We start from the raw sequence: 21,347 nt of genomic DNA on the forward strand, positions 1-21,347 counted from the left end.
GTCATGCCGCCGGGCCCTCCGGTGGCCACGGAGTCCACCATGCTGACCTTTGCTGCGATGACCACACCCGCCAAGGCCCGGGGTGCTGCGCTTTCTCTACATGACCCTGCAGGTGCCACAGGCGACTTGGCCTCGGACCACGGCGCATTGCGCCCGGCAGCCGTGTCCCACGCCCACTATTGGCCCTGCGAGCTTCTCAACGCTTTCGTTCTGAAGATGGCCGCCACGGGCCACTGTGTGAATACCGCCATGATGCTGGGGCACCGGCCCTACGCGCTCGAACAGCTGGCCGTGGCGCGGGCCATTCAGGACCACAGCCTGAATGCGCTGGCCTTGCGGCTGCAAGCCTATTTTGATGTTGCCGCGCCCCAGGGCTGCGCCGTGGTGGCCGAGATCAGCGAGGTTTAGAACAGGTTACTGGCGGGTTTCTTGCACGCCGCTGGCCTTGCTGTGCGCTGACCGCTGTTCATGGACTGTGGTCATGCCTCCACGCAGACCCTGTTGCGCCCCTGCCCCTTGGCTTCATAAAGCGCCGCATCGCCCCGGCGCAGGATATCGAGGCCGTTGTCCTGCAGGCCGCGCATGCTGGCCACACCCGCGCTCACGGTGATGCGGCCCACGACCGGGTCGTGTTGTTCGGCCATGGCTTCGACCAGGGCCTGGGCGATTGCTTGGGCCCCCAGAAGGTCGGTGTCGGGCAGCAGCACCACAAACTCTTCACCCCCCAGCCTTGCGATCACATCCGAGTTGCGCAGGCGCATTTCCAGCGTGCGGGCCAGCCGGCGCAGGACTTCGTCGCCGGTTTCGTGTCCATAGGTGTCGTTCACGCGCTTGAAATGGTCCACATCGACTGTGATCAGGCTCAACGGCCGGCCGCTGCGCCGCGCCAGCGCCAGGGCAAACGCCATCTGGGTTTCAAAACCCCGGCGGTTGAGCAGGCCCGTCAGAGCATCGGTGCGGGCCTGCAGGTCCAGGGCGCGGTTGGCAGCCTCCAGCTCCAGCGTGCGCAGGCGCACTTTTTCCTCCATGGCTTCGTGGGCTGTCAGAAGCCGGTGCGTCATGCGGCCCAGTGCGCCTGAAAGCTTGCTCACTTCCCGGCTGCTGTCGGCTTGGGGAATGCGGGTGCCGGGCTTGTCGGCCTCCACGGCGCTGGCGGCATCGGCCAGCGCGTACAGGTCATCGCTCAGGCGGCGTGCCGCCAGCCACGCCAGCACCGAGGCCAAAAGCGCGGCGCCGAGCCCGATGGCCAGTGCCAGTTGCACGGTGCGGTGGGCCTCGGCGAAGGCCAGTTCCACGGGTTCGCGGGCGACAATGCGCCAGCCGAGGTCGCTGGTGCTGTTGCGTGCCTGCATCGCTGCGGTGGCCGTGAGGTAGCTGCGGCCATCCAGCCACCTCGCCACGACGGCCCGGCCTGCGGCGCGGTCAGACGCTACCGGGTTGTTGGCCTCGACGGGCAGGCGCTGCCCGGCTACTTGCAGGGCCCGGGTCTGGCCCCCAGGGGCGTAGATAAGCTCGCCTTTGCGGTCGAAGACAAACAGTTCTACAGCCCTGTCGTCCGTACGTGCCGGGGTCAGGCTTTCCATGACCTCATGGGTCCATTCCCAGCTGCCGTGGATAGCCACCACGCCGATGGTGGTCGGGCCCAGGCGAATGGGCGCCGCAAAATCCACAAACCGGTAGGGCTCGCCCGAAGGCGGTGGGGCCAGCAGCTGCTCCAGCAGCTGGGCCGGGTGGACATCTCCCACGTACAGAGTTTGCAGGCCCTCCTTGAACCACGGGCGCTCTGCCACGCTCTGGCCCACCAGCAGCCCGCCGGTGGCGGCGCGCACCACGCCCTGGGCGTCGGCCACACCAATCCAGACGCTGTGGGGGTGGGTGGCCTGGCTGCGTGCCAGCATGTGGTGGGCTTCGGCGCTGTCGAGCCCTTTGGTCCAGACGGCCTCGGCGGCGGCCAGGACCTCGGCCTCGCGGCTGCGCTCCTGCAGGCCGTTGGCCAGCAGCTTGCCTGCATTTTCGGCAATGACCTGCAGAGCAGTCCCGGCATCGCGCTCGATGCGCAGCTTGAGCAGCTCGCCAAATCCCAGTGACAGCAGCACCGCCAGGCCCACCACTAACGTACCGAACACCAGCGCGATCTGCGAGCGCAGGCTGTGGTCCGAGAACCGGAGCAGGCTCATGGCGTGGCCTGCGTGGGTGGGGCACCCTCTGTGCCCAGGCGCATCGCCAGGCGGGCCGCAGCCAGGTCCCAGCCCGCCCAGCCGCAGCTCTTGAACAGCACCGGCCCTGCGGACGGAGCGCGCTGGCGTTGCAGAGCTTCCCGCAGTGTGGGCAGCATGCCCACGTCGAGGCCCGCCTGCAGCAGATCGCCCGCCTCGTGGCGTGCGTCTTCACTGTCCACCACGATATGCCCGTGTGCTGCCACATGGCGGCAGAAGGCGGGGGCCAGTTCTGCCATGGCCGGGGTGAAGGCCCCAACCGCTGCCACAAAGGCGTCGGGCCTTGGTGGCGCGCTCAGCACCACGCTGTGCGCCGGGGTGCAGACGGCAATCAGCGGGCAATGGGGCACCGCAGCGTCTGCATCGGCCACCGTGCGTGCCTGGGCGCCCAGCGCCTGGGCCCGCAGGACCAGGGCCTCGGCGCTGGCGGCACTGCGCGAGGCCACCCACACATCACGCACCCCCAGGCCCTGCACAAAGGCTTCCAGGTGGGCCAGGCCCTGCACGCCCGCACCGACGATGAGCAGAGGTCCCCGTGGCTGCGGCGCCAGATGCTGTGCAGCCAGCAGCGACACCGCCGCTGTGCGCCGTGCAGTGATGGTGGGGCCGTCCAGCACCAGGCGGCGTTCGCCCGTGGTCACGTCAAACACCACGACGTCGCCCTGGATCGCGGGGCGGCCGGTGCCCGTGTTGGCAGGGGTCAGCGTGATGAGCTTGGCCATCGCCACGCGGCTGTCGGTGGCAGGCATGACAAACAGGCTGCCGCCCTGGGGCAGTGGCAGCACCGTGCGGGCAGGCACCGAGACGGTGCTGTCCTGCAAGAGGGCCGCGATCTCGGTGGCCAGCGCGTCCCATGGCAGACACGCCGCTGTGGCTGCTGCGTCCAGCGTGCCGGGGGCCGGGGAGAGGGAGGTGAAGGACATGCGCCGACTTTACACAGCGAGGGCGGAGCCGGGGAGCGGGCAAGCCCCCAGTCCAAGGCCATGATTTCAGTGCGTGGCACCCGCCCCGAGCGCTATGTCGCTCTGGTGAAGCACAGCGGCCCACAGGGCTGCGTGGATGCCGCGCACCATGTCCCGCAGTGCCAGGGAGGGTGTGCCTTGCCCGGGCAGCCAGGGCACGTGCACAAATCCGCCCCGGGCGCCCGCAGGGCCAACGCCTTGTGCCTGCAGCATGTGCATCAGTCCGTACAGCACATGGTTGCAGACAAAGGTGCCCGCTGTTTGTGAGACCTCGCAAGGCACGCCAGCCTGCTGTACGGCGCGCAGCATGGCCTTGAGTGGCAGGCTCGCAAAGTAGGCGGCAGGCCCGCCGGGCACCACCGGCGTGTCGATGGGCTGGGCGCCCACGTTGTCGGGAATGCGGGCGTCGTTGATATTGACCCCCACCCGCTCCAGCGACAGCGCGCTGCGCCCTCCTGCCTGGCCCAGGCAGATGGTCAGCGCGGGCCGGTGGGCCGTGGCCAGCGCCCGCAGCTGTTGCAGCGATTCGCCAAACACGGTGGGCAGTTGCGCGGCCACCACGCGGTGGCCCGCGATGCGCTGCCCGTCCAGCGCCTGGGCCACCAGCCAGCTGGGGTTCAGGCTGTCGCCGCCAAAGGGATCAAAGCCGGTGATCAAAATCACCTTGTCGCCGATGGGGGCGTAGTGCGAGGCGTCGTGGAGCATGGGGCGGTTCGGGTGGGGCGTGGAAGGGTGGAATCGTGCCAGCGGGCGCCGACAGGCAGGCCATCGTAATCGGCCCCTCCGGTTCCTGCACCGCGCGTAATATGCGCCATGCCCTCCGCACGTTGAGGGCGCTGGAGATACGGCATGAAATGGGAAGGCAATCGCGAGTCGGACAATGTGGAAGACCGGCGCGGTGGGGGCGGCGGCTCGCCGATTTTCGGAGGGCGCAGCATTGGCATCGGCACCATCGTCATCGCACTGGTGGGCGGGTGGGTGCTGGGCATCAATCCGCTGACGATCCTGGGGCTGCTCAGTGGCGGTGGGCCGCCCGCGCAGGTGCAGTCGCAGGGGCCTGCCCAGCGCCCCCCGGCCGACGACACCATGGCCCGTTTTGTATCGACCGTTCTGGCCGATACCGAAGACGTGTGGCAGGCCGTGTTCCGCCAGGGTGGCGGCACCTACCAGGAGCCGCGCCTGGTGCTGTTTCGGGGCGCTACGGCCACGGCTTGCGGCACCGGGCAGGCGGCGATGGGCCCGTTCTACTGCCCGGCGGACCAGAAGGTCTACATCGACCTGGGCTTTTATGAAACCCTCAAGAACCGCCTGGGCGCGCCCGGCGATTTTGCCCAGGCCTATGTGATTGCCCACGAGGTGGGCCACCATGTGCAGAACCAGCTGGGCATCAGCGGCAAGGTGGACCAGATGCGTGGCCGCGTGAGCAAGGCGGAGTACAACGCGCTCTCGGTGCGGCTGGAGCTGCAGGCCGACTGTTTTGCCGGGGTGTGGGCACACCATGCGCAGAACGCGCGCCAGATTCTGGAGCAGGGCGATGTGGAAGAGGCCATGAACGCAGCGGCCAAGATCGGTGACGACGCCCTGCAGCGCTCGAGCGGCGGGGCGGTGGTGCCCGAAAGCTTCACCCACGGCACCAGTGCTCAGCGGCAGCGCTGGTTTCACAACGGGCTGCAGAATGGCAGCGTCAAAGCCTGCGATACCTTCGCGGCGCGGAGTCTTTGAAACACCGCCTGAGCCGCTTCGCGGCTTCCCCCCGCTCTCGCAACGCTGCGCGTTGCGGGCAGGGGGACGCAGCCAGCGCGGCGGGGCCGCCCTTGCGCGGCTGCCCGGGCATGGGCCGCGCCGGTTTTGTGGGGTGTGGGTGACCTACGGCGCTATGGAGAACCGAGATGTCCCCTGCTGAGTCCCTGCAGCCTCTCCGGTCGCCGGGCATCGCCGCCGCGTGGTCGGCGGCGGCGGTCACGGTGCCGCATGCCGTCGGCCTGGGCCTGCTGGCTTTTGCACCCCTGGCGGCCGACCATTCCCTCGCAGCGCTGGCGCTGTGGTCGGCGGCCCTGCCGGGCCTGCTGCTCACGCTGGTGGTGCCACGTGCCGGGGTGGTCTACGCGCCCACCACGGTGGTGGCGCTGCTGTTTGCGGCCGTGCTGGCGACCGCCCATGGTGCGGCCCCTGCGCTGGGCCTGAGTGCGCGCCAGGTGTTGGCCGTGAGCGGGGCCACGGTGGCGCTGGCGTTTGTTTTTCAGTGGCTGCTGGGGGTGCTGCGGCTGGCCTCGGTGGCGCGGTTTCTGCCCGTTTCGGTGACGCATGGTTTTGCGGCCGGGGTGGGGCTGTCGATGGTGGTGGGCCAGGTGCGCAACGGCTTTGGCGCGGGGAGCGACGCCCTGTGGAACGCCCGCACCGGCTGGCACCTGCTGGCGGCGCTCGCCGTGGTGGGGCTGGCCTGGGCGTTGCGCTGGCGCTGGCCCCGCATGCCGGGGCTGCTGTCGGCTGTGGTCCTGGTGGCGCTGGCCGTGGCGGTGGCGGGGGTGTGGGGGGGTGGCCTGGGGGATGTGTTTGCACCCGCCGTGCAGCCCAGCCAGTTTGCCGGCCCGCTGTGGCCCGACTGGACGGGGGTTCCCTGGATGGCGCTGGCGCAACAGCACGGGTCGGACCTGGTGGTGCTGGCGCTGTTGATGGCGCTGGTCAACAGCCTGGAGATACTGGTGTTCAACCAGGAGCTGGAGCTGGACCACGGCCTGCGCGGCAACGCCAATCTGACCCTGCGCCGCGAGAGCCTGTTGGGCGTGTTGTGCGGGCTGGCCGGGATGATTCCTGCATCCACCAGCGCATCGCGCTCGCGCATTGTGCTGGCGCAGGCGGGCCCCTCTCGCGACGCTCCGCGCTGGCATGCCGGCATCATGCTGGGCGTGGCAGTGACGGGCGCCTGGTGGCTGCACTGGGTGCCCATGGCCTGCCTGGCGGGGGGGCTGGTGCTGGCCGGGCTCATGCAGGTGCCGGGTCTCATGTGGTCGCTGCGCTACGCGCAACGCTCGCGGGTGACCTGGGCGCAGAGCTGGCTGGTGGCGCTGGTGTTTGCCGTGATGGGCGGCGTGGGGGCTCTGGTTGCGGGCCTGGTGGTGGCCACCTTTGTGTTGCTGCACGACTCCGCCGCCAAGGTGCTGCGCCATGTGCGGCTCGATGGCGAACTGCGCTCGCGCCGGCTGCGGCGCGCGGGCTCGGACACCTGGCTCTCGCCGCGCATGAACCAGGTGGCTGTGTTTGAACTGCAGGGCGTGATGTCGTTCGGCGTGGCGGCCCACTTGGCCGAGCAGGTGCGTTTGCTGCTGCAGCCGCGCCACCGCTGGGTGATTCTGGATGCGGGCCGCGTGCCCGCCTGGGACAGCACGGCACTGGCGCAACTGCGCGCGCTGGTGCGCGACCTGGGCCAGCAGGGCATTGCCGCTGCCGTGGCCGCGCTCGATCCTGTGGCCGCTGAACATGCAGGCGACCAGGTACGCGCCTTTGCCGACCTGGACCGCGCCTTGGAATGGGCCGAGGCCGGCATCCTCTCGCAGCGCCCCATTGAGCAACGCCCCGCGCGTCCCGAAAGGGATCTGCTGGGCGAGATCGGCGAGGGCGTGCCCCGGGCGGCGGCCAATGCCCTGATGGCCGTGCTGGAGCCTCTGGCCGTGCCGCCCCACGGGGTGGTGTTCAGCGCGGGAGACACCGACCACGACCTGCTGGTGGTGAAGTCGGGCCACATCACGCTGGTGACCCAGTGGCCACCCGACAAGGGGCTGCGCTTGGCCACGGTCGGGCCGGGCATGGCGTTTGGCGAGATGGCGTTCCTCAACGGCGCTGCGCGCAGCGCTTGTGCGGGGTCTGAGCGGGGGCCTGCGCACCTGGTGCGCCTGTCGCGGGCGCACTTTGATGCCTGGGCCCGGCAATACCCCGAGGCAGCGCTCACCGTGATGAATAACCTCGCCCAGATCGGGGCGAGGCGTCTGGCGGTGACCACACGCCAATTGCGGGCGGTGTTGGAGTAATATTGGATATAAAGTGCCACTAGCGCTCGATGGATAAGCGCTGATAGCTATTAAAAATGTAGCTTATTGCTGTGACTTGCTCAATGAATAAATGCGCTCTGTACCACGCCCCCATGGTGAAAAATCGCTTTTTGGGCCACCGGTGCGACAATAGAGGGCTAAATGACAAGTTCCTTTTCCAATCTATCGCTGGCTGAACCGCTCGCGCGCGCCGTAGCCGAAATGGGCTACGAGTCCATGACGCCCATCCAGGAGCAGGCCATTCCGGTGGTGCTCACAGGGCAAGACGTGATGGGCGCAGCCCAGACCGGCACCGGCAAGACGGCGGCTTTCTCGCTGCCCCTGCTGCAACGCCTGCTCAAGCACGAAAGCAGCTCCACATCCCCGGCCCGCCATCCTGTGCGCGCCCTGGTACTGTTGCCCACGCGCGAGCTGGCCGACCAGGTGGCGCAGCAGATCGCGCTGTACGCCAAGTACACCAAGCTGCGCAGCACCGTGGTGTTTGGCGGCATGGACATGAAGCCCCAGACCATCGAGCTGAAAAAAGGCGTCGAAGTGCTGGTGGCCACACCAGGCCGTCTGCTGGACCACATCGAAGCCAAGAACGCCGTGCTCAACCAGGTCGAGTACGTCGTGCTCGACGAGGCCGACCGCATGCTGGATATCGGCTTCCTGCCCGACCTGCAGCGCATCCTGAGCTACCTGCCCAAGCAGCGCACCACGCTCCTGTTCAGTGCCACGTTCTCGCCCGAGATCAAGCGTCTGGCCAGCAGCTACCTGCAAAACCCCATCACCATCGAGGTGGCCCGCCCGAACGAAACAGCTTCCACCGTGGAGCAGCGCTTCTACAGCGCCAATGACGACGACAAGCGCCGCGCCATCCACCAGGTGCTCAAGACCCGGGGTATCAAGCAGGCGTTCATCTTCGTCAACAGCAAGCTCGGTTGTGCCCGTCTGGCGCGCAGCCTGGAGCGCGAAGGCCTCAAGACCACCGCGCTGCATGGCGACAAGAGCCAGGACGAGCGCCTGAAGGCGCTCGAAGCCTTCAAGAGCGGCGAGGTCGATCTGCTGGTGTGTACCGATGTGGCCGCGCGCGGCCTGGACATCAAGGACGTGCCTGCGGTGTTCAACTTCGACGTGCCATTCAACGCCGAAGACTATGTGCACCGCATCGGCCGCACTGGCCGTGCTGGCGCCTCAGGCTTGGCGGTGACGCTGGTGTCGGGCAGCGATGCCCGTCTGGTGGCCGACATCGAGAAGCTGATCAAGAAGAAGATCGATCTCGAAGCCATCGAATACGAAGAAGACCAGCCCCGTGGCCGCATCAACGACGGCCGCCGTGCCTGGCGCGAAGCCGGTGAGACGGGCGACGGGCGCGATGCGCTGCCGGCCGCCCCCGCCGCGCCACGGCGCGAGCGTGACCAGCGTGTCGGGCGCGAGGGGCGCGAACAACACCGGGGCTTTCGCCCGGCCGTGGCATCGCGCGACCCCTTCTTCGAGAAGCCGTATGAGGCCAGCGCAGCTGCCGACGCAACCCCCGCCTGGGAAGCTGCCAAGTCGGCCCCGCGCAGCAGCGTGTCGGCCAACATCAAGCCCAAGCGCAAGGTGGCAGCGCTGTTCAAGGCTGCCCAGCCAGAGACTTCAGTGCAGTGATGAAATACAGGCCTTTTTAGGCCTGTAGCGCTTGATGGATAAGCGCAAGAAGCTATATTTTCAATAGCAACTGAGGCCCCGTCAGTCTGAATGCAAACGGTGGTCGGCCCGGAGGTTCGGGGCCAGCCTGCGCAGCAAGGCCCCATCGATGGCGCCGAAGGGGACCGCCCGCCCCCCACGCTGCTGCACAAACTCCTGTGCAGCCTCCGCATGGGCAAACGCGGGCAGATTGCCCGCCCGCATCGGCCCCATGGCCGAAGACCCTGTCACATACACCGCCTCCTGCGCGTTCAGCCAACCACCCGTATCGGTATCGGTGACATACCGCGCCACGATGGCGTCGGCCGTGCGGCCCCGCGTGTAGTGGGCCACGTTGCCCAGGTACAGCATGAGGCTGAGCGGTGAGTCAAAAAAATACGCATCCCCGTCCGCAAAAATGACCTGCGCTGCCCACGCCCGTGCGCGGGCCGGGTACATGCCACACACCGGGCAGCGTGCGTCGGCGGGCACCTCGCGGGCGGCGGTCAGGGGCTGGCCCAGCACAGGGTCGTAGGGCGTTGGCGGCGCCACCACGCACACATCGTCGCCGATGCCCTCCAGGGCGGCGTTGCCGGATGGACGGGGCGGAGTGCGCTGGGGCCATTGCCATGCCACCAGGCCTGCCGAGCCCAGCAGCAGAGCTGCAAGGGCTGTGCGCCGGGTGGCTGCGTGTGGGCGGGGCATCAGCGCAGGCATGGGCGGCTCACATCCGCGTGTCGTGCAGTGCCCCGCCGCTCAGGTCCACCATGGCGGGCGTGATCTCGGCAAAGCGCAACACTTTGCCGCCATATTCAGCAGCAAACTTCTTCGCGTCGGCCTCTTGCGCAAAGCTACCGATGGTGGGACCCATGGAGCCGTGGCGCTTGCCGCCCACCACATAGATCGCACTTTTGCCGTCGATCCAGTGGCCCTGCGGTGCATTCCAGTCGGCCTGGCCCATGTCCTGCACATACACGGCCTGCACGGCACGCACCTGTTCGCCCGCCAGCAGGGTGCTGAACAGCTCCACCGTGTCGCAGAAGAACGAAGGGTTGTCCTGCCCCGCAAAGCGCACCTGCGCCTTGGGGCCTGGGTAGTCGGCCAGCAGCATGCCGTCGAGTTCGCAGCTGGTGGTGCGGTCGATCTCCTGGGGCTGGAGAGATTGCGCGCTGTTGTCCGCCTGGCTGCAGCCCGTGAGGCCAGTCAGGCCAGTCAGGCCCGTGAGTGTGCCGAGCGAAGCGAGTGCGGCCCAGCCCAGCAATTGCCGGCGCGTGGTGCAGCCGCACCGGGGTTGGTAAGAATGGTTCATGGTTTGAATCTCCAGCTTGCAAGACCGAGCGGCACCACGATCCAGCCCGCCATCACCGCGCCCATCAGCCATGGCTTGGCCAGGACAGGGGGCACGATGCTGGTCAGGCCGTACAGGGTGCGCACGTCGTCGAGCGAGAACACGTTGAGGATGCGGAAAACGTCGGCCGGGTTGAGCAGCAGCAGGTAGGCCATGGCTTCGCCGCCCACGCTGCCGCCCGTGGCCACCAGGGCGCCCAGCAGCAGCAGGTCAAACACCAGCACAAAAAAGAACCAGGCGGCAATCGCCAGGCCGGAGGCGCGTGTGCGCTCGTGCGTGAGCACCGATAGCAGCACCGCCATGCTCAAAAAGGCCAGCCCCAGCAGCACCGAGCTGATCATGAAGCCGCCGTAGTGGAACAGGGCAGCCCCGCTGAACTGCTGCACCAACAGCACGGCCACCAGCCCGAACCCCGCAAGCGTCGATAGCGTGAGCGCCGCCGCCAGCCCCAGGTACTTGCCCAGCAGCAGCTCCAGCCGCGTGATGGGCAGCGACAGCAGCAGGTCGAGCGAGCCGCGCTCGCGCTCGCCCACGATGGCGTCAAAGCCCAGCAACAGCGCGATCAGCGGGATGAGGTAGATCACCAGGCTGACCAGGCTGGCGATGGTGAACTCGATGGAGCGAAAGCCCACCGTGCCCTGCTGTGCGCCGCCAAAGTAGGCGATGGCCAGCGAGAACACGGTGAACACCAGTGCCACGGCCAGTACCCAGCGGTTGCGCATGCGGTCGCGGAACTCCTTGCCCGCGATGGTGAAGATTTGTTGGAATTCCATGGCTAGCCCTTGCGCAGGTCAAAGTACACATCCTCAAGCGAGGGTTCCTGGATCTGCAGGTCCTGCAGCGCCGCGCCCAGCGGTACCAGCACACCCAGCACGGCCATCTTGCTGCCGCGTGGGCAGTCCACGTGCAGGCCTTCCGGCGTTTCCGTCCCCGTGACGCCGGGCACGGCAGAGAGCAGCCCCAGCGCGGCAGGCCGGTCGGTCGCAGCCAGGGTGAGGTGGATGGTCAGCGGCATGTGCGCCTGCTCGCGCAGCGCCTGCACGCTGCCCAGGGCCTGCAGCTTGCCCGAGGCCAGGATGGCCAAGCGGTCCACGCGCTCCTGCAGTTCGGCCAGGATGTGCGAGGTGATGACGATGGTCACGCCACCCGCCTGCAGCTCGCGCAGTGTGGCGTAGAAGTCGCGGATGGCCTGCGGGTCCAGGCCGTTGGTGGGCTCGTCGAGCAGCAGCACCTGGGGCTCGCCCAGCAGGGCTTGCGCAAACCCCAGGCGCTGGCGCATGCCCTTGGAGTATTCGCGCACGGCGCGGTTGCCCGTGTGGGCCAGGCCCACGCGTTCCAGCAGCGCGGGGCATTGCGCGAGGGGCGCACCCTTGAGGCGGGCGAAGAAACGCAGCGTCTCCAGCCCGTTCAGGTTGTCGTAGAGCACCACGTTCTCGGGCAGGTAGCCCAGGTGGCGGCGGGCGGCGCGAAAGTCGCGGCCCTGCACCGTGGCGCCGCCCACCCGGATCTCGCCCGAGGTGGCGGGCGTGAGGCCCAGGATCATCTTGAACAGCGTGCTCTTGCCCGCGCCGTTGTGGCCGATGAGACCGAAGATTTCGCCGCGCGCAATGCGCAGGTCGATGCCGTCCACGGCGTGCAGTGCGCCGTAGTGCTTGTGCGCGCCCCGCACCTCGATGGCGGGGGGCTCGCTCAGGTCAATGGGGGGAGGGTTGCGTGTCACGCTGAAAATTCCGTTGGGGTTGGTTCGGTTGCATGCGGGGCTTGGGGTCCACCACGGTGGGCACGCGCAGCACCGGAAACTGCTGGCCCACCAGGCGCAGTGCCTGCACGGCGGGGCTGGCCAGCAGCAGCTTGATGGCGGGGTGGCGCCAGGTCAGGCGGTCCACCATGTCGTTGGCCTCATAGGGCACGTCGCCCACGCCGTTGCCGTCGCGGTCCCAGCCCAGGTAGTTGCTCCAGTGGTTGCCGCCTTCGGTGCCCCAGCGCTCGTCGCGGGCGCCCACATAGCGCACCTGCTCGCGGTTGCCGATGAAGTCGTTGCCTTCGACCTTGTTGTTTTTGGAGCCGGCCGACAGGTGCACGCCCACCGTGTTGCGGGTCACCAGGTTGCCGCGCAGGGTGATGTACTCCACGTCGTAGATGAAGAAGCCCCGGGCGTTCTCGGCCACCACGTTGTTCTCGATCACCGAGTCCTGCAGGGTGCGCAGCATGATGCCGTGGTCGCTGTTGCCCCACGCGCGGTTGTTGCGCACCACCTGGTCGCGCACCTCCATCAGCGCCAGGCCGCCACGGTTGAGGTAGGTATCGTTGCCTTCCCACAGGTTGTAGTAGGAGTTCATGTAGTGCGTGCCGTAGCGGCTGTGGTGCAGCCGGTTGCCGCGAAACACCGCGTGGTGCGACACGTCTACATACAGCGCGTCGCGAACAAAGCTGATGTGGTTGCCCTCGATGCGTGCGCCCGTGGTGTTGTACAGCTGCACGCCGTTGCCGCGTTGCGACGAGTTCACATCGCGCAGGCCTGTGATGGTGTTGTGCAGCACCTGTACATCGTTGGCCTTCTCGATCCACAGGCCAAAGAGGTTGTAGGTGAGGTCGTTGTGGCGCACCACGGCGCGGTGTGCTCCGGGGTAGATGTAGATGCCTGCGTTCTGGTCCTTGAGGCTGGTGCCCGAGTCGCGCACGATCAGGCCTTCGATCACCACGTCGGGCGCGGTGACGCGGATGGTGTCGCCCGTGTGGCCGCCGCTGAGCGTGGGGCGGTCGATGCCGCGCAGGGTGAGCTGCTTGTCGATGCGCAGGTTCACGCGGTAAAAGCCCCGCTGCACCTCCACCGTGTCTCCCGGTGCCGCTGCCGTGATGGCGGCCTGCAGGTCCTGGCCGGGGCGCACCAGCACGGTGGCAGCCGCCGCAGGAAGCGCGATCCACAGCGCCAGGGCCGTGGCGACCGCAGCGAGTGCAAGGGGGGACTTCATCACGCCAGTCCCACCAAGGCCTTGATGGCCAGGAAGAGTGCTGCGCCGATCAGCAGGTTCTTGAAGCCCACGTAGCTCAGCATGTCCATCACGCCCGCCCGGCGGTACTGGTCGCGCCACCACGGGCCGTCCTTCACATAGCGCTTGCCCGACAGGCGGATCAGCACCTCGTACACGCTCCAGCCAAACCACCAGCCGATGATGGCGCCCGACGACAACGTGCCCAGGGCGGTCATCACCCAGGCCACGCTGGCAGCCAGGGCGAGCGAGAAGCCCGCGATCTGCAGCGCGCGCCGCGACGCCCAGCCTTCGCGGCTCCAGGGCCACAGATGGTCCACCAGCTCCTTCGCCATCCAGCGCAGGCCGCGCGAGCCTGCCTTGGTCTGCGGCAGCACTGGCGCCGTAGGCCAGCGTGGGTCCGGCCCCTTCGCGGCCTTGGCCGAGATCTGGTCCTGCACCGTGGCAGGGTGGATCGGGATGAAATAGCCGTTCTTGCCGATGGGCGTGATTTCCAGACCATCTTTCTCGCGGCGCTTGCGTTCCTTGGCCAGGGGCGGGCAGCCCTTGGTGTCGGTGTACAGAATCATGCAGTCGAGGCAGTGCAGGCATTCGCGGTGGTCGATGCGGCCGTCGGCGTCGATGGCCTGTGCACCGCAGCCCACGGCGCAGGCCTTGCAGCTGTTGCAGTCCTGCTTGCGCTTGAGGCCAAACCAGCGGAACGTGCTGGGCATGGCCAGCGAGGCTCCCAGCGGGCAGATGTATTTGCAGTAGGGTCGCTCGATGAAGATCGAAACGCCCAGGATGGCCGCCACAAACAGGCTGTAGGGCCAGGCGCGATTCATTACACCGACCAGGAAGGTCGTCTTGAACGGCTCCACCTCGGCCAGCTTCTCAGCCAGGCCCATGGAGAACATCGACACCGCGAGCAGCCCGAAGAACACCGCGTACTTGACCCACTTGAGCCGGTCGTGCCACTTCTGCGGCAGCTGCGTCTGAAAGCGCTTGAAGCCCACCGCACGCGCGATCTTGTAGATGCCCTCCTGCAGCGAGCCAAACGGGCACATCCAGCCGCAAAACAACCCGCGCCCGAACAGGAACACGGTGACGATGATGAAGATCCAGAACAGGAAGATGAACGGGTCGGACAGGAACAGCGACCAGGTCCACTGGAACAGCAGCGCGTGGAACCAGGTCAGCACCTGCGTGATGGAAGGCTGAGCCATGGCGCCAAAGCCGATCCAGCCAATGCTGAGGGCCCAGAAGCTGTACTTGAAGGCGTTGACCGGCCACTTGTTCTTGTGGGTGGACAGGCGCGTGAGCTTCTCGCGCAGGGCATACACCACGGTGACGGCGATCAGCAGCACGGCGAACAGTGCAATCTCTACCGCACGCGACTTCCACACGCGCACCCAGGGGGCGTCGGGCTCGTTGATGGTCGGGCGCCCGCCTTGCAGCATGGCGGCGGGCAGCCAGTAGGGCGTGTCGAAGCTGGTGAAGCTGCGTGTGCCCGTGGCCCGGTCCACGCGGTTGCCCAGAAAGCTCAGCTTCCACGGATAGGCGGCCGAGAACGCACTCGAGCGGATGATGAAGATGACCGACTCGTTGTAGCTGGGTGCGCCTGCGGCCTCGATGCCGTACAGGTTGAGCGCGTCCAGGTCGCGGAAGGTGAACGAATCCGCGCCTTGGCGCACCTGCACGCGGTCGTAGATGCCGCCGCGCACAAAGCCCGAGCCCTTGAACGATTCCTTGCCGCCGGTGCGGACGATGAAGAAGGCGTGTTCGCCCTCCTTGAGCTGCAGGCGCAGGTTGTTCCAGCCGTTCTCGCCCAGCAGGCTCTTGCCAATGTCGGGGTGGTTCAGGTCGCCAAACCACAGCTCGATGAATGGGTCGGGGCCTTTGTCCAGGCCCACCTGTTCGGGCTGCACGCGCAGGCGCTGCACGGTGCCTTGTTGCACCAGTTCGGCCCAGCTCAGGCGTTTGCCGGTTTCGGCATAGCGTGCGGGCTCGCGCACCGTGGGCGCGAGGATGCCCACCTGCCGCGCCACGGCGGAGCCCGAGGCCATCATGACCTGGTTCTGCGCGATGACGGTGACGGTGGCGCCCGAGATGGCGTCGAGGCCCAGCACGTTCTCATCGGGGCGCGACTGGCCCACCTCGATCTTGTCGGCCACCGACTTGCCCAGGTACTGGGCGTTGAACTTGAGCAGTGCGGATTCTGGGATGCCCAGCAGCAGGATGGGCTCGGAATGCTTGAGCACCTTCACGCCCACAAAGCGGCCCTGTGTGTCCATGCCGATCAGCGTGACCACAGGCTTGCCGGAGTAGGCGGGGGTGTCTGTGATGTCGGTGGAGAGCATCACATAGCCCAGCAGCTTCTTTTGCGCGGAGTCGTTGTCGTAAGCCTCTACGTAGGGCGGCTGACCCTTGCGTTCTGAGAAATGGCGGGCGCCGGGAAACACTTCGGCGCAAGGCACCAGTGCGCACATGTCGCGCGCGGTAGAGAGTTCCGCAGGCAGCTCGGCCTCGTAGGCGCCTGCCGCAGCATGCGCGCGCGACGCCAGCCAAAGTGCTGCCAACAAGACCAGAAGAAGCGTGGCGAACTGCCGACGGAGGGAAATCATGGGACTATCTTTTTGATAGCTGCTAGCGCTTATTCATCAAGCGCTAGCGGCCAATATGATGCGAAGTGGAGCGCAGTCGTCGCAACTGGCGCGCCCCAGGCCAGGGATGCAGAGCAAGGGCCGCCCCGCAGCGAGTGCATCGTCCCCCTTCCCGGCGAAGCCGAGAGAAGGGGGAAGGCGCGCAGCGCCTCAGGGGGATCGCCCTATCACCCCTCCACGATCATCCGAGTGCGCATTTCCAAATGCAGCGCATGGCAGAAGTGCGTGCAGTAGCACCAGAACACACCGGGCTTGTCGGCCACGAAGCTCACCGACTTGGTCTCCAGCGGGTTCACGATGAAGTTCACGTTGTAGTTCGGGATCGCAAAGCCGTGCGTCAGGTCTTCGATCTTGTCCAGGTTGGTCAGGATCAGCGTGACCTCGTCACCCTTCTTGAGCTTGAACTCGCGCAGGCTGAAGGCCGGTGCTTGCGAAGTCATCTTCACAGTGACCTTCTTGCCGTTGCGGAACACGCCGGACTCCTTGGGGTCCTTGACCGCCAGCGGGAACTCGTCGAGCGTATAGACCTGCTTGGGGCGCACCAGGTCGCGCTTGAAAATGATGAAGTCATGGGGCTCGCCGCGCACGGGGTGGTCGGCCAGCAGCACCATCTTCTCGCCCGAAATGTCGATGAGCTGTTCGTTCTCGGGGTGCAGAGGGCCCACGGGCAGGAAGCGGTCCTTGGAGAACTTGCAGCCCACGGCCAGGTACTTGCCGTCGGCGGCCTTGGTCTCTGATTGCGATGCATTCAAGTGGCCCGGCTGGTATTGCACGTCCAGGCGGTCCACCACGTACTTAGCGGTCTTGTCGCCCGCGTGGAACTTGATGGCGGCCTCCACGTTCCACTTCACGACCTGGCTGTCCAGGAAGAGGGTGGTGTAGGCATTGCCACGGCCGTCGAAGGCGGTGTGCAGCGGGCCCAGGCCCAGCTCCACCTCGGCCACGATGGCGGAGTCCAGCTTTTCGAGCTTGCCGTCGAAATAGTCCAGCACCTTGGCCAGTTCGATCACGGTGCCGGTGGGCGACAGCTTGCCGGCGCAGATGAAGTATTTGCCATCGGGGCTGGCGTTCACGCCGTGGGGGTTCTTGGGCACCGAAACGTACGCAGTGAGTGCTGTCTTGGGGTCCTTGTTGGCCTCGTGCGTGCCGTCCACCACGGGCACCTTGCTGGTGCCGATGGTCTTGAACTTGCCAGCCTTCACGGCAGCCTCGATGCGGCCCACGTTGAAGAACAGGCAGGCATCGCGTTCGGCGGACATCATGTCCTCGTACTTCGCGCCCATTTCCACGTTGTACTGGTTGGTGGCGGCCAGCTTGCCGTCGTATGACGTGGCGACCAGATCGCAGTTGCCGTCGATCAGCACCTGCCAGCGCACTTCCATGGTTTCTGCGTCCACGCAGGTGAACATCGAGCGGTATTTGCTGATGTCTTCGGTGCCGGTGTTGGGCAGGGGAATCGCAAACTCACCGCCGCAGAACACGCGCGTGGTGTAGTTGATGGCAGGGTCCACCGGGTCGGCCTTGTCCGGGAAGATGCCGTGAAAGCCCTGCACGTTGGGCAGCTCGGTAATCTTGTCGCACACGAAGTAGTCGAGGCGGATGCGCGCGATGCGGCTGTTGATCTTGTCGTTGATCCAGGCGTAGCGGCCGTCGTAGTTGCCGTCCTTGTACGAGGCATGTGTGTGGTGGGTGTCGGCCACCGTGTACTTCAGGCTGCCATCGGCCTTGGTGCCCATCACAGCTTTGGATTCATTCGTGATGCCCCAGCCCACCAGGGCGTCGGGTACGAAGCAGGGGATGCGGGTGATCTCGCGGCCCGAGGGCAGGCCCAGCACGCGCATGTCGCCCGTGTGGCCGCCGCTCCAGAGGCCGTAGTAGGTGTCCAGCTCGCCGGGCTTGAGGTGCACGTTGGCGCCAGCGGCGGCATGGCTGGCCGCAGGTGCTGCAGGGGCGGGGGCCGCAGGCGTTGCAGCGCTGGGCTTTTCGTTGCATGCGGCAACGCCTGCAGTCAGCCCGACCAGGGCCGCCGTGTTGATGAAGCTGCGTCGGCCCAGGCCAGCAGCGGGAAGGGGACTGTCTTTTCTCTCGGTCATGGTTTTCCTCTTTGGGATCGCTCAGTTGAAAAGGGGTGGTGCGCGTGCAGGGGGGCTGAACGCCACCCCTGTGCGTGGGGAAAGTGGTGTGTGAAAACGGGGCTGGAAGGTGGGGGCTGCGGCAGTGGTTGCCGCTGCGAGATGGGTGGTGGGTGGCGTGTCGGCCGCGAGGCACACAGGGCAATCGAGGCCCGTGGCCTCTGCTGCTACCAGGCCCTCGGCGGTCTTCACCACCAGCTTGGCGCTGCCTGTGCCGGAGCAGACCAGCTCCATGCTTCGCGGTACTACCAGCGGTGAAGCCACCGCAGCAGCCAGCGCCATGACAAACCACGCCAGCACCCAAAGGCGCAGTGTTCGCAGGTTGTGATGGCTTTGCATGGCACGGATAATAGATTCACGTAATATGAATCAATTTGATCTGGATCATGCTTTGGCGGCGCTCGCCTCTGCCCAAAAGTGCCTCTTGCACCTACAGTCAATGCACCGGTCTGAAGCGGGCCTGTGCAATGCCCGTGGGTTTTTCAGGCCAGGTGCTGGACGCATTTCTTCGCGTTTCTCGCGCAGCCACAGGCCCTCTCAGATATTTTTAAACCCCCAAGAACAGGATGTATGCGATGCAAAAGAAAACCGTGATGGTCGCCGTAGCGATCTTGGCCGCACTGCTGGCCGGTTGTGGCGACAAGAAGTCGGAGCCCACACCGGCTGCGGTGACGGCCCCAGCGCCCGCAGTGGCCCCCGCCGCTCCGGCTGCCGCAGAAAATGAACTGGGCAAGAGCGTGTTTGGCAAGACTTGCGCCATGTGCCATGCCGCTGGCGTGGCCGGTGCCCCCAAGCCGGGCGACAAGGCCGACTGGGGCCCGCGCATTGCCCAGGGCAAGGACACGATGTACAAGCACGCGATCGAGGGCTTTACCGGGGCGAAAGGCATGATGCCTGCCAAGGGGGGCTCCGCCAATCTGACCGACGCCGAGGTCAAGGCCGCCGTGGATTACATGGCCGACAAGTCGCTCTGAGCGGAGGCGCCATGCAGCAAGCTTTTCTGCCCCCTCAGGGTCTGTCGCGCCGTCGCATGGTGATGGCATTGCCCTTGCTGGGTGGTGTGGTCTGGGGTGGTGGCGCGTCAGCGGGCGCACGGGTGGTGTCTGAACGCAGCTCGCGTCCCCTGATGGGAACGCAGGTGGATATGGCCGTGGAGGGTGTTGATGGCCCGCAGTTGCGCCGCGCCATGGACCGGGCCTATGCAGAGATGCTGAGGCTGGAAGCGCTCATGAGCCGCTACCAACCCCGCAGCGTGGTCAGTCGCATCAATCTGGCTGCAGGCGTGACGCCAGTGATGGTTCCGGCCGAGGTCATGGCGGTACTGCAGAGTGCACAGCGTGTGTCGGCAACAAGCCGTGGGGCCTTTGATGTGACCGTGGGGGCTTTCAAGTCCTGGAACTTCGGCCCTGGCGACAAGGTGGTGCCAGGGGCCAGCGAGATCGCGCGGCAACTGCCCCTGGTGGATGCGCGCGGCCTGGTGCTGGACGTGGCCGCTGGCACGGCCTTCCTGGCCCGCCAGGGCATGGCGCTGGACCTGGGCGGCATCGCCAAGCTACCGATCCTGGAAGCCGGCATGAACATGCTGCGCTCCGAAGGGGTTGAGAACGCCATGATCAACGGGGGTGGCGACGTGCTGACCCACGGGCTGTGGCAAGGCAGGCCCTGGCGTGTGGGGCTGCGCGACCCGCGTTCCCCCGAGCGCCTGCTGGGTGTGGTGGCCGTGGCGGGCGCCGGTGTGGTGGCCTCGTCGGGCGACTATGAACGCTTCTTCTTCCACCAAGGCCAGCGCCAGCACCATGTGCTCAATCCGCGAACAGGGCGCCCGGCATCGGGCGTGCATGGCGTGAGCCTGGTGGCGCGCGACGTGGCGGCCGTCAACGGACTGGGCGCCGCGTTGATGGTGCAGGGCCCGCAGGCGGGCAGGGCACTGGCGCAGCGCATGCCGGGGCTGGCCGTGCTGATCGCTGGGCAGGACGGTGGTGTCTGGCAGTCCACCGCCATGTCGGCGTTGCTGGAGCCAGTGCCGTCCTGAACCTGCTGCGGTTTAGTCAGCCCGGGGCCTGGGCCTGCTCGCAATGCACCTGCAGCAGCTCACGCTCGGCCAGCGTCGCGCCAAAACGCACGGCGCTCAGGCAGCCGCCCCACACGCAGCCCGTGTCCAGTCCGAGCAGATCGCTGCGGTTGAGCCAGCCCAGCGTGGACCAGTGACCGAAGGCCATCAGCGTGCCCGCTGTGCGCCGCCCTGGCACGTCGAACCAGGGCATGAGGCCGGGCGGGGCGGCGCTGGCGCTTTCGGTGCTTTCAAAATCCATCACGCCGTCGGCGGAGCAAAAGCGCAGCCGGGTGAGCGCATTCACGATCACCCGCAGGCGATCCGTGCCGGTCAGATCGTCACTCCAGTGGTCGGGGATGTTGCCGTACATGGCGTGCAGAAAATCGGGCAGTTCCGGGCCGCGCAGTACTGCATGGACTTCGTCCGCGTACGCGAGAGTCTCTGCGGCCGTCCAGGTGGGCAGCACACCGGCATGCACCATCAGCAGCGTTTGCCCCGCATGCGTGTGGGTGCGGGCCAGGGGCTGCTGGCGCACCCAGTCGAGCAGGGCAGCGCGGTCGGGGGCGTCCAGCACCGTGCCCAGCGTGTCGCGCCGCGAGGGCTTGCGCGCACCGTGTGCGGCGGCCAGCAGGTGCAGGTCGTGATTGCCCAGCAGGCATCGGATGGCGTCGCCATGGCGCATGCAGCGGCGCAGCACGGCGGCCGAGTCAGGCCCTCGGTTGACGAGGTCACCCAGCAGGTAGACCGTGTCGCGGCTAGGGGAAAAGCCGATGGTGTCCAGCAGGCGGTCCAGCGCGGCGTCGCAGCCCTGGATGTCGCCGATACAGTAAAGCGCCATGGTGATCTTTATGAGTGAAGCACGGATTTTCTGCTGATCGCGTCGCCGACCTTGCTCAGCATGTGCCGGAGCTGGGCGTTGAGGCCGAGGACGCGCGGTGTCCGCATGGACGGGCGGCGAAATTTCTGCCCGAAACCCTCAATGGGGTGGAGTTGCTGGAGCAGTTACGGGCCCGTTCTGGGCGCATGGTGGTTGTGGGCGATGAATATGGTGTGGCGCAATGCATCATGACCCGCGCCATTTACTGAAAGCCATTCCCGTTGAATTGCAGCCCGGGGGGCCTCGATGCCTGGGCCCCGCAGCGCGATGACGGAAGCTGGCTGTTGGATGGCTGGGGATGTCCTGCATAACCCTCGCGAGGCGGTGGTAGTGCGGATCGGGATGGGACGCAAGGCGTCTTTTCTTGCCAATAGCCCAGCTATTGGCAAGAAAAGCAACGCAGCGAACCGCCCGAGGCCGCGCTATCACAG

At 66.7% G+C, this 21,347-nt stretch carries 18 protein-coding genes and 1 pseudogene; 7 read left to right on the forward strand and 12 right to left on the reverse strand.

The features are described from left to right. The first annotated feature begins 39 nt into the window (after positions 1-39). On the forward strand, positions 40-408 hold the full coding sequence (locus C8C94_RS24580; protein WP_055401424.1) for a hypothetical protein: 369 nt from the start codon (positions 40-42) through the stop codon (positions 406-408). 71 nt (positions 409-479) lie between these two features. On the opposite strand, the gene C8C94_RS24585 is transcribed toward C8C94_RS24580, so the two are convergent. The 3 genes from C8C94_RS24585 to pcp all read right to left on the reverse strand — a co-directional run bounded on the left by C8C94_RS24585 (position 480) and on the right by pcp (position 3,883). Beyond that, a complete protein-coding gene (locus tag C8C94_RS24585) occupies positions 480-2,177 on the reverse strand; it encodes a diguanylate cyclase (protein WP_121422584.1) in 1,698 nt (565 codons plus the stop codon). After that, a complete protein-coding gene (locus C8C94_RS24590; RefSeq protein ID WP_121422585.1) occupies positions 2,174-3,139 on the reverse strand; it encodes a delta(1)-pyrroline-2-carboxylate reductase family protein in 966 nt (321 codons plus the stop codon). Before C8C94_RS24590 ends, C8C94_RS24585 begins: the two co-directional genes overlap by 4 nt. A gap of 66 nt (positions 3,140-3,205) precedes the next feature. After that, positions 3,206-3,883, reverse strand: coding sequence for a pyroglutamyl-peptidase I (gene pcp, locus C8C94_RS24595; RefSeq protein WP_121422586.1), 678 nt, complete (start codon positions 3,881-3,883; stop codon positions 3,206-3,208). A 144-nt stretch (positions 3,884-4,027) separates the two neighbouring features. Between pcp and C8C94_RS24600 the strand changes: the two genes are divergently transcribed. From C8C94_RS24600 to C8C94_RS24610, 3 genes are all read left to right on the forward strand, one after another. Further along, complete coding sequence (locus C8C94_RS24600) at positions 4,028-4,900, forward strand: neutral zinc metallopeptidase (protein WP_121422587.1); 873 nt, start codon at positions 4,028-4,030, stop codon at positions 4,898-4,900. A 167-nt stretch (positions 4,901-5,067) separates the two neighbouring features. Continuing rightward, complete coding sequence (locus C8C94_RS24605; RefSeq protein WP_121422588.1) at positions 5,068-7,203, forward strand: SulP family inorganic anion transporter; 2,136 nt, start codon at positions 5,068-5,070, stop codon at positions 7,201-7,203. Positions 7,204-7,365: 162 nt separating this feature from the next. Further along, positions 7,366-8,856, forward strand: coding sequence for a DEAD/DEAH box helicase (locus C8C94_RS24610; protein ID WP_121422589.1), 1,491 nt, complete (start codon positions 7,366-7,368; stop codon positions 8,854-8,856). Between the two features lie 81 nt (positions 8,857-8,937). Here C8C94_RS24610 and C8C94_RS24615 read toward each other — a convergent pair whose 3' ends face one another. The 8 genes from C8C94_RS24615 to C8C94_RS24655 all read right to left on the reverse strand — a co-directional run bounded on the left by C8C94_RS24615 (position 8,938) and on the right by C8C94_RS24655 (position 18,325). Further along, positions 8,938-9,579 carry a nitrous oxide reductase accessory protein NosL gene (locus C8C94_RS24615; RefSeq protein WP_233573559.1) on the reverse strand — a complete coding sequence of 214 codons (642 nt, stop codon included), beginning with the start codon at positions 9,577-9,579 and terminating at the stop codon, positions 8,938-8,940. 19 nt (positions 9,580-9,598) lie between these two features. Further along, entirely contained in the window at positions 9,599-10,183 is a 585-nt protein-coding gene (locus tag C8C94_RS24620) for a nitrous oxide reductase accessory protein NosL (RefSeq protein WP_121422591.1), read from the reverse strand. After that, positions 10,180-10,995 (reverse strand): ABC transporter permease, encoded by an 816-nt coding sequence (locus C8C94_RS24625; protein WP_121422592.1) that lies wholly within the window; start codon positions 10,993-10,995, stop codon positions 10,180-10,182. Before C8C94_RS24625 ends, C8C94_RS24620 begins: the two co-directional genes overlap by 4 nt. A 2-nt stretch (positions 10,996-10,997) precedes the next feature. Beyond that, positions 10,998-11,942 carry an ABC transporter ATP-binding protein gene (locus tag C8C94_RS24630; RefSeq protein ID WP_199731344.1) on the reverse strand — a complete coding sequence of 315 codons (945 nt, stop codon included), beginning with the start codon at positions 11,940-11,942 and terminating at the stop codon, positions 10,998-11,000. After that, positions 11,917-13,194: a nitrous oxide reductase family maturation protein NosD gene (locus tag C8C94_RS24635; RefSeq protein ID WP_121422593.1), complete on the reverse strand. Its 1,278-nt coding sequence runs from the start codon at positions 13,192-13,194 to the stop codon at positions 11,917-11,919. The genes C8C94_RS24630 and C8C94_RS24635 overlap by 26 nt, the downstream gene beginning before the upstream one ends. Beyond that, positions 13,194-15,815: a NosR/NirI family protein gene (locus C8C94_RS24640; protein ID WP_121422594.1), complete on the reverse strand. Its 2,622-nt coding sequence runs from the start codon at positions 15,813-15,815 to the stop codon at positions 13,194-13,196. Before C8C94_RS24640 ends, C8C94_RS24635 begins: the two co-directional genes overlap by 1 nt. Positions 15,816-16,021: 206 nt before the next feature. Further along, complete coding sequence (gene nosZ, locus C8C94_RS24650; RefSeq protein ID WP_121422596.1) at positions 16,022-17,947, reverse strand: TAT-dependent nitrous-oxide reductase; 1,926 nt, start codon at positions 17,945-17,947, stop codon at positions 16,022-16,024. 21 nt (positions 17,948-17,968) lie between these two features. Continuing rightward, positions 17,969-18,325: a hypothetical protein gene (locus C8C94_RS24655; RefSeq protein ID WP_121422597.1), complete on the reverse strand. Its 357-nt coding sequence runs from the start codon at positions 18,323-18,325 to the stop codon at positions 17,969-17,971. A gap of 236 nt (positions 18,326-18,561) precedes the next feature. Here C8C94_RS24655 and C8C94_RS24660 point away from each other — a divergent pair, with 236 nt between their 5' ends. Further along, positions 18,562-18,960, forward strand: coding sequence for a cytochrome c5 family protein (locus C8C94_RS24660; protein ID WP_121423064.1), 399 nt, complete (start codon positions 18,562-18,564; stop codon positions 18,958-18,960). A gap of 11 nt (positions 18,961-18,971) precedes the next feature. Then, positions 18,972-20,018 (forward strand): FAD:protein FMN transferase, encoded by a 1,047-nt coding sequence (locus tag C8C94_RS24665; RefSeq protein WP_121422598.1) that lies wholly within the window; start codon positions 18,972-18,974, stop codon positions 20,016-20,018. 16 nt (positions 20,019-20,034) lie between these two features. Here C8C94_RS24665 and C8C94_RS24670 read toward each other — a convergent pair whose 3' ends face one another. Next, complete coding sequence (locus C8C94_RS24670; protein ID WP_121422599.1) at positions 20,035-20,877, reverse strand: symmetrical bis(5'-nucleosyl)-tetraphosphatase; 843 nt, start codon at positions 20,875-20,877, stop codon at positions 20,035-20,037. A 104-nt stretch (positions 20,878-20,981) separates the two neighbouring features. Between C8C94_RS24670 and C8C94_RS26095 the strand changes: the two are divergent. After that, positions 20,982-21,209: pseudogene (locus C8C94_RS26095) on the forward strand (hypothetical protein); the annotation flags it as partial. Positions 21,210-21,347 lie beyond the last annotated feature (138 nt).

The organism is Acidovorax sp. 94 (assembly GCF_003634645.1).
Classification (GTDB): Bacteria; Pseudomonadota; Gammaproteobacteria; order Burkholderiales; family Burkholderiaceae_C; genus Acidovorax; species Acidovorax facilis.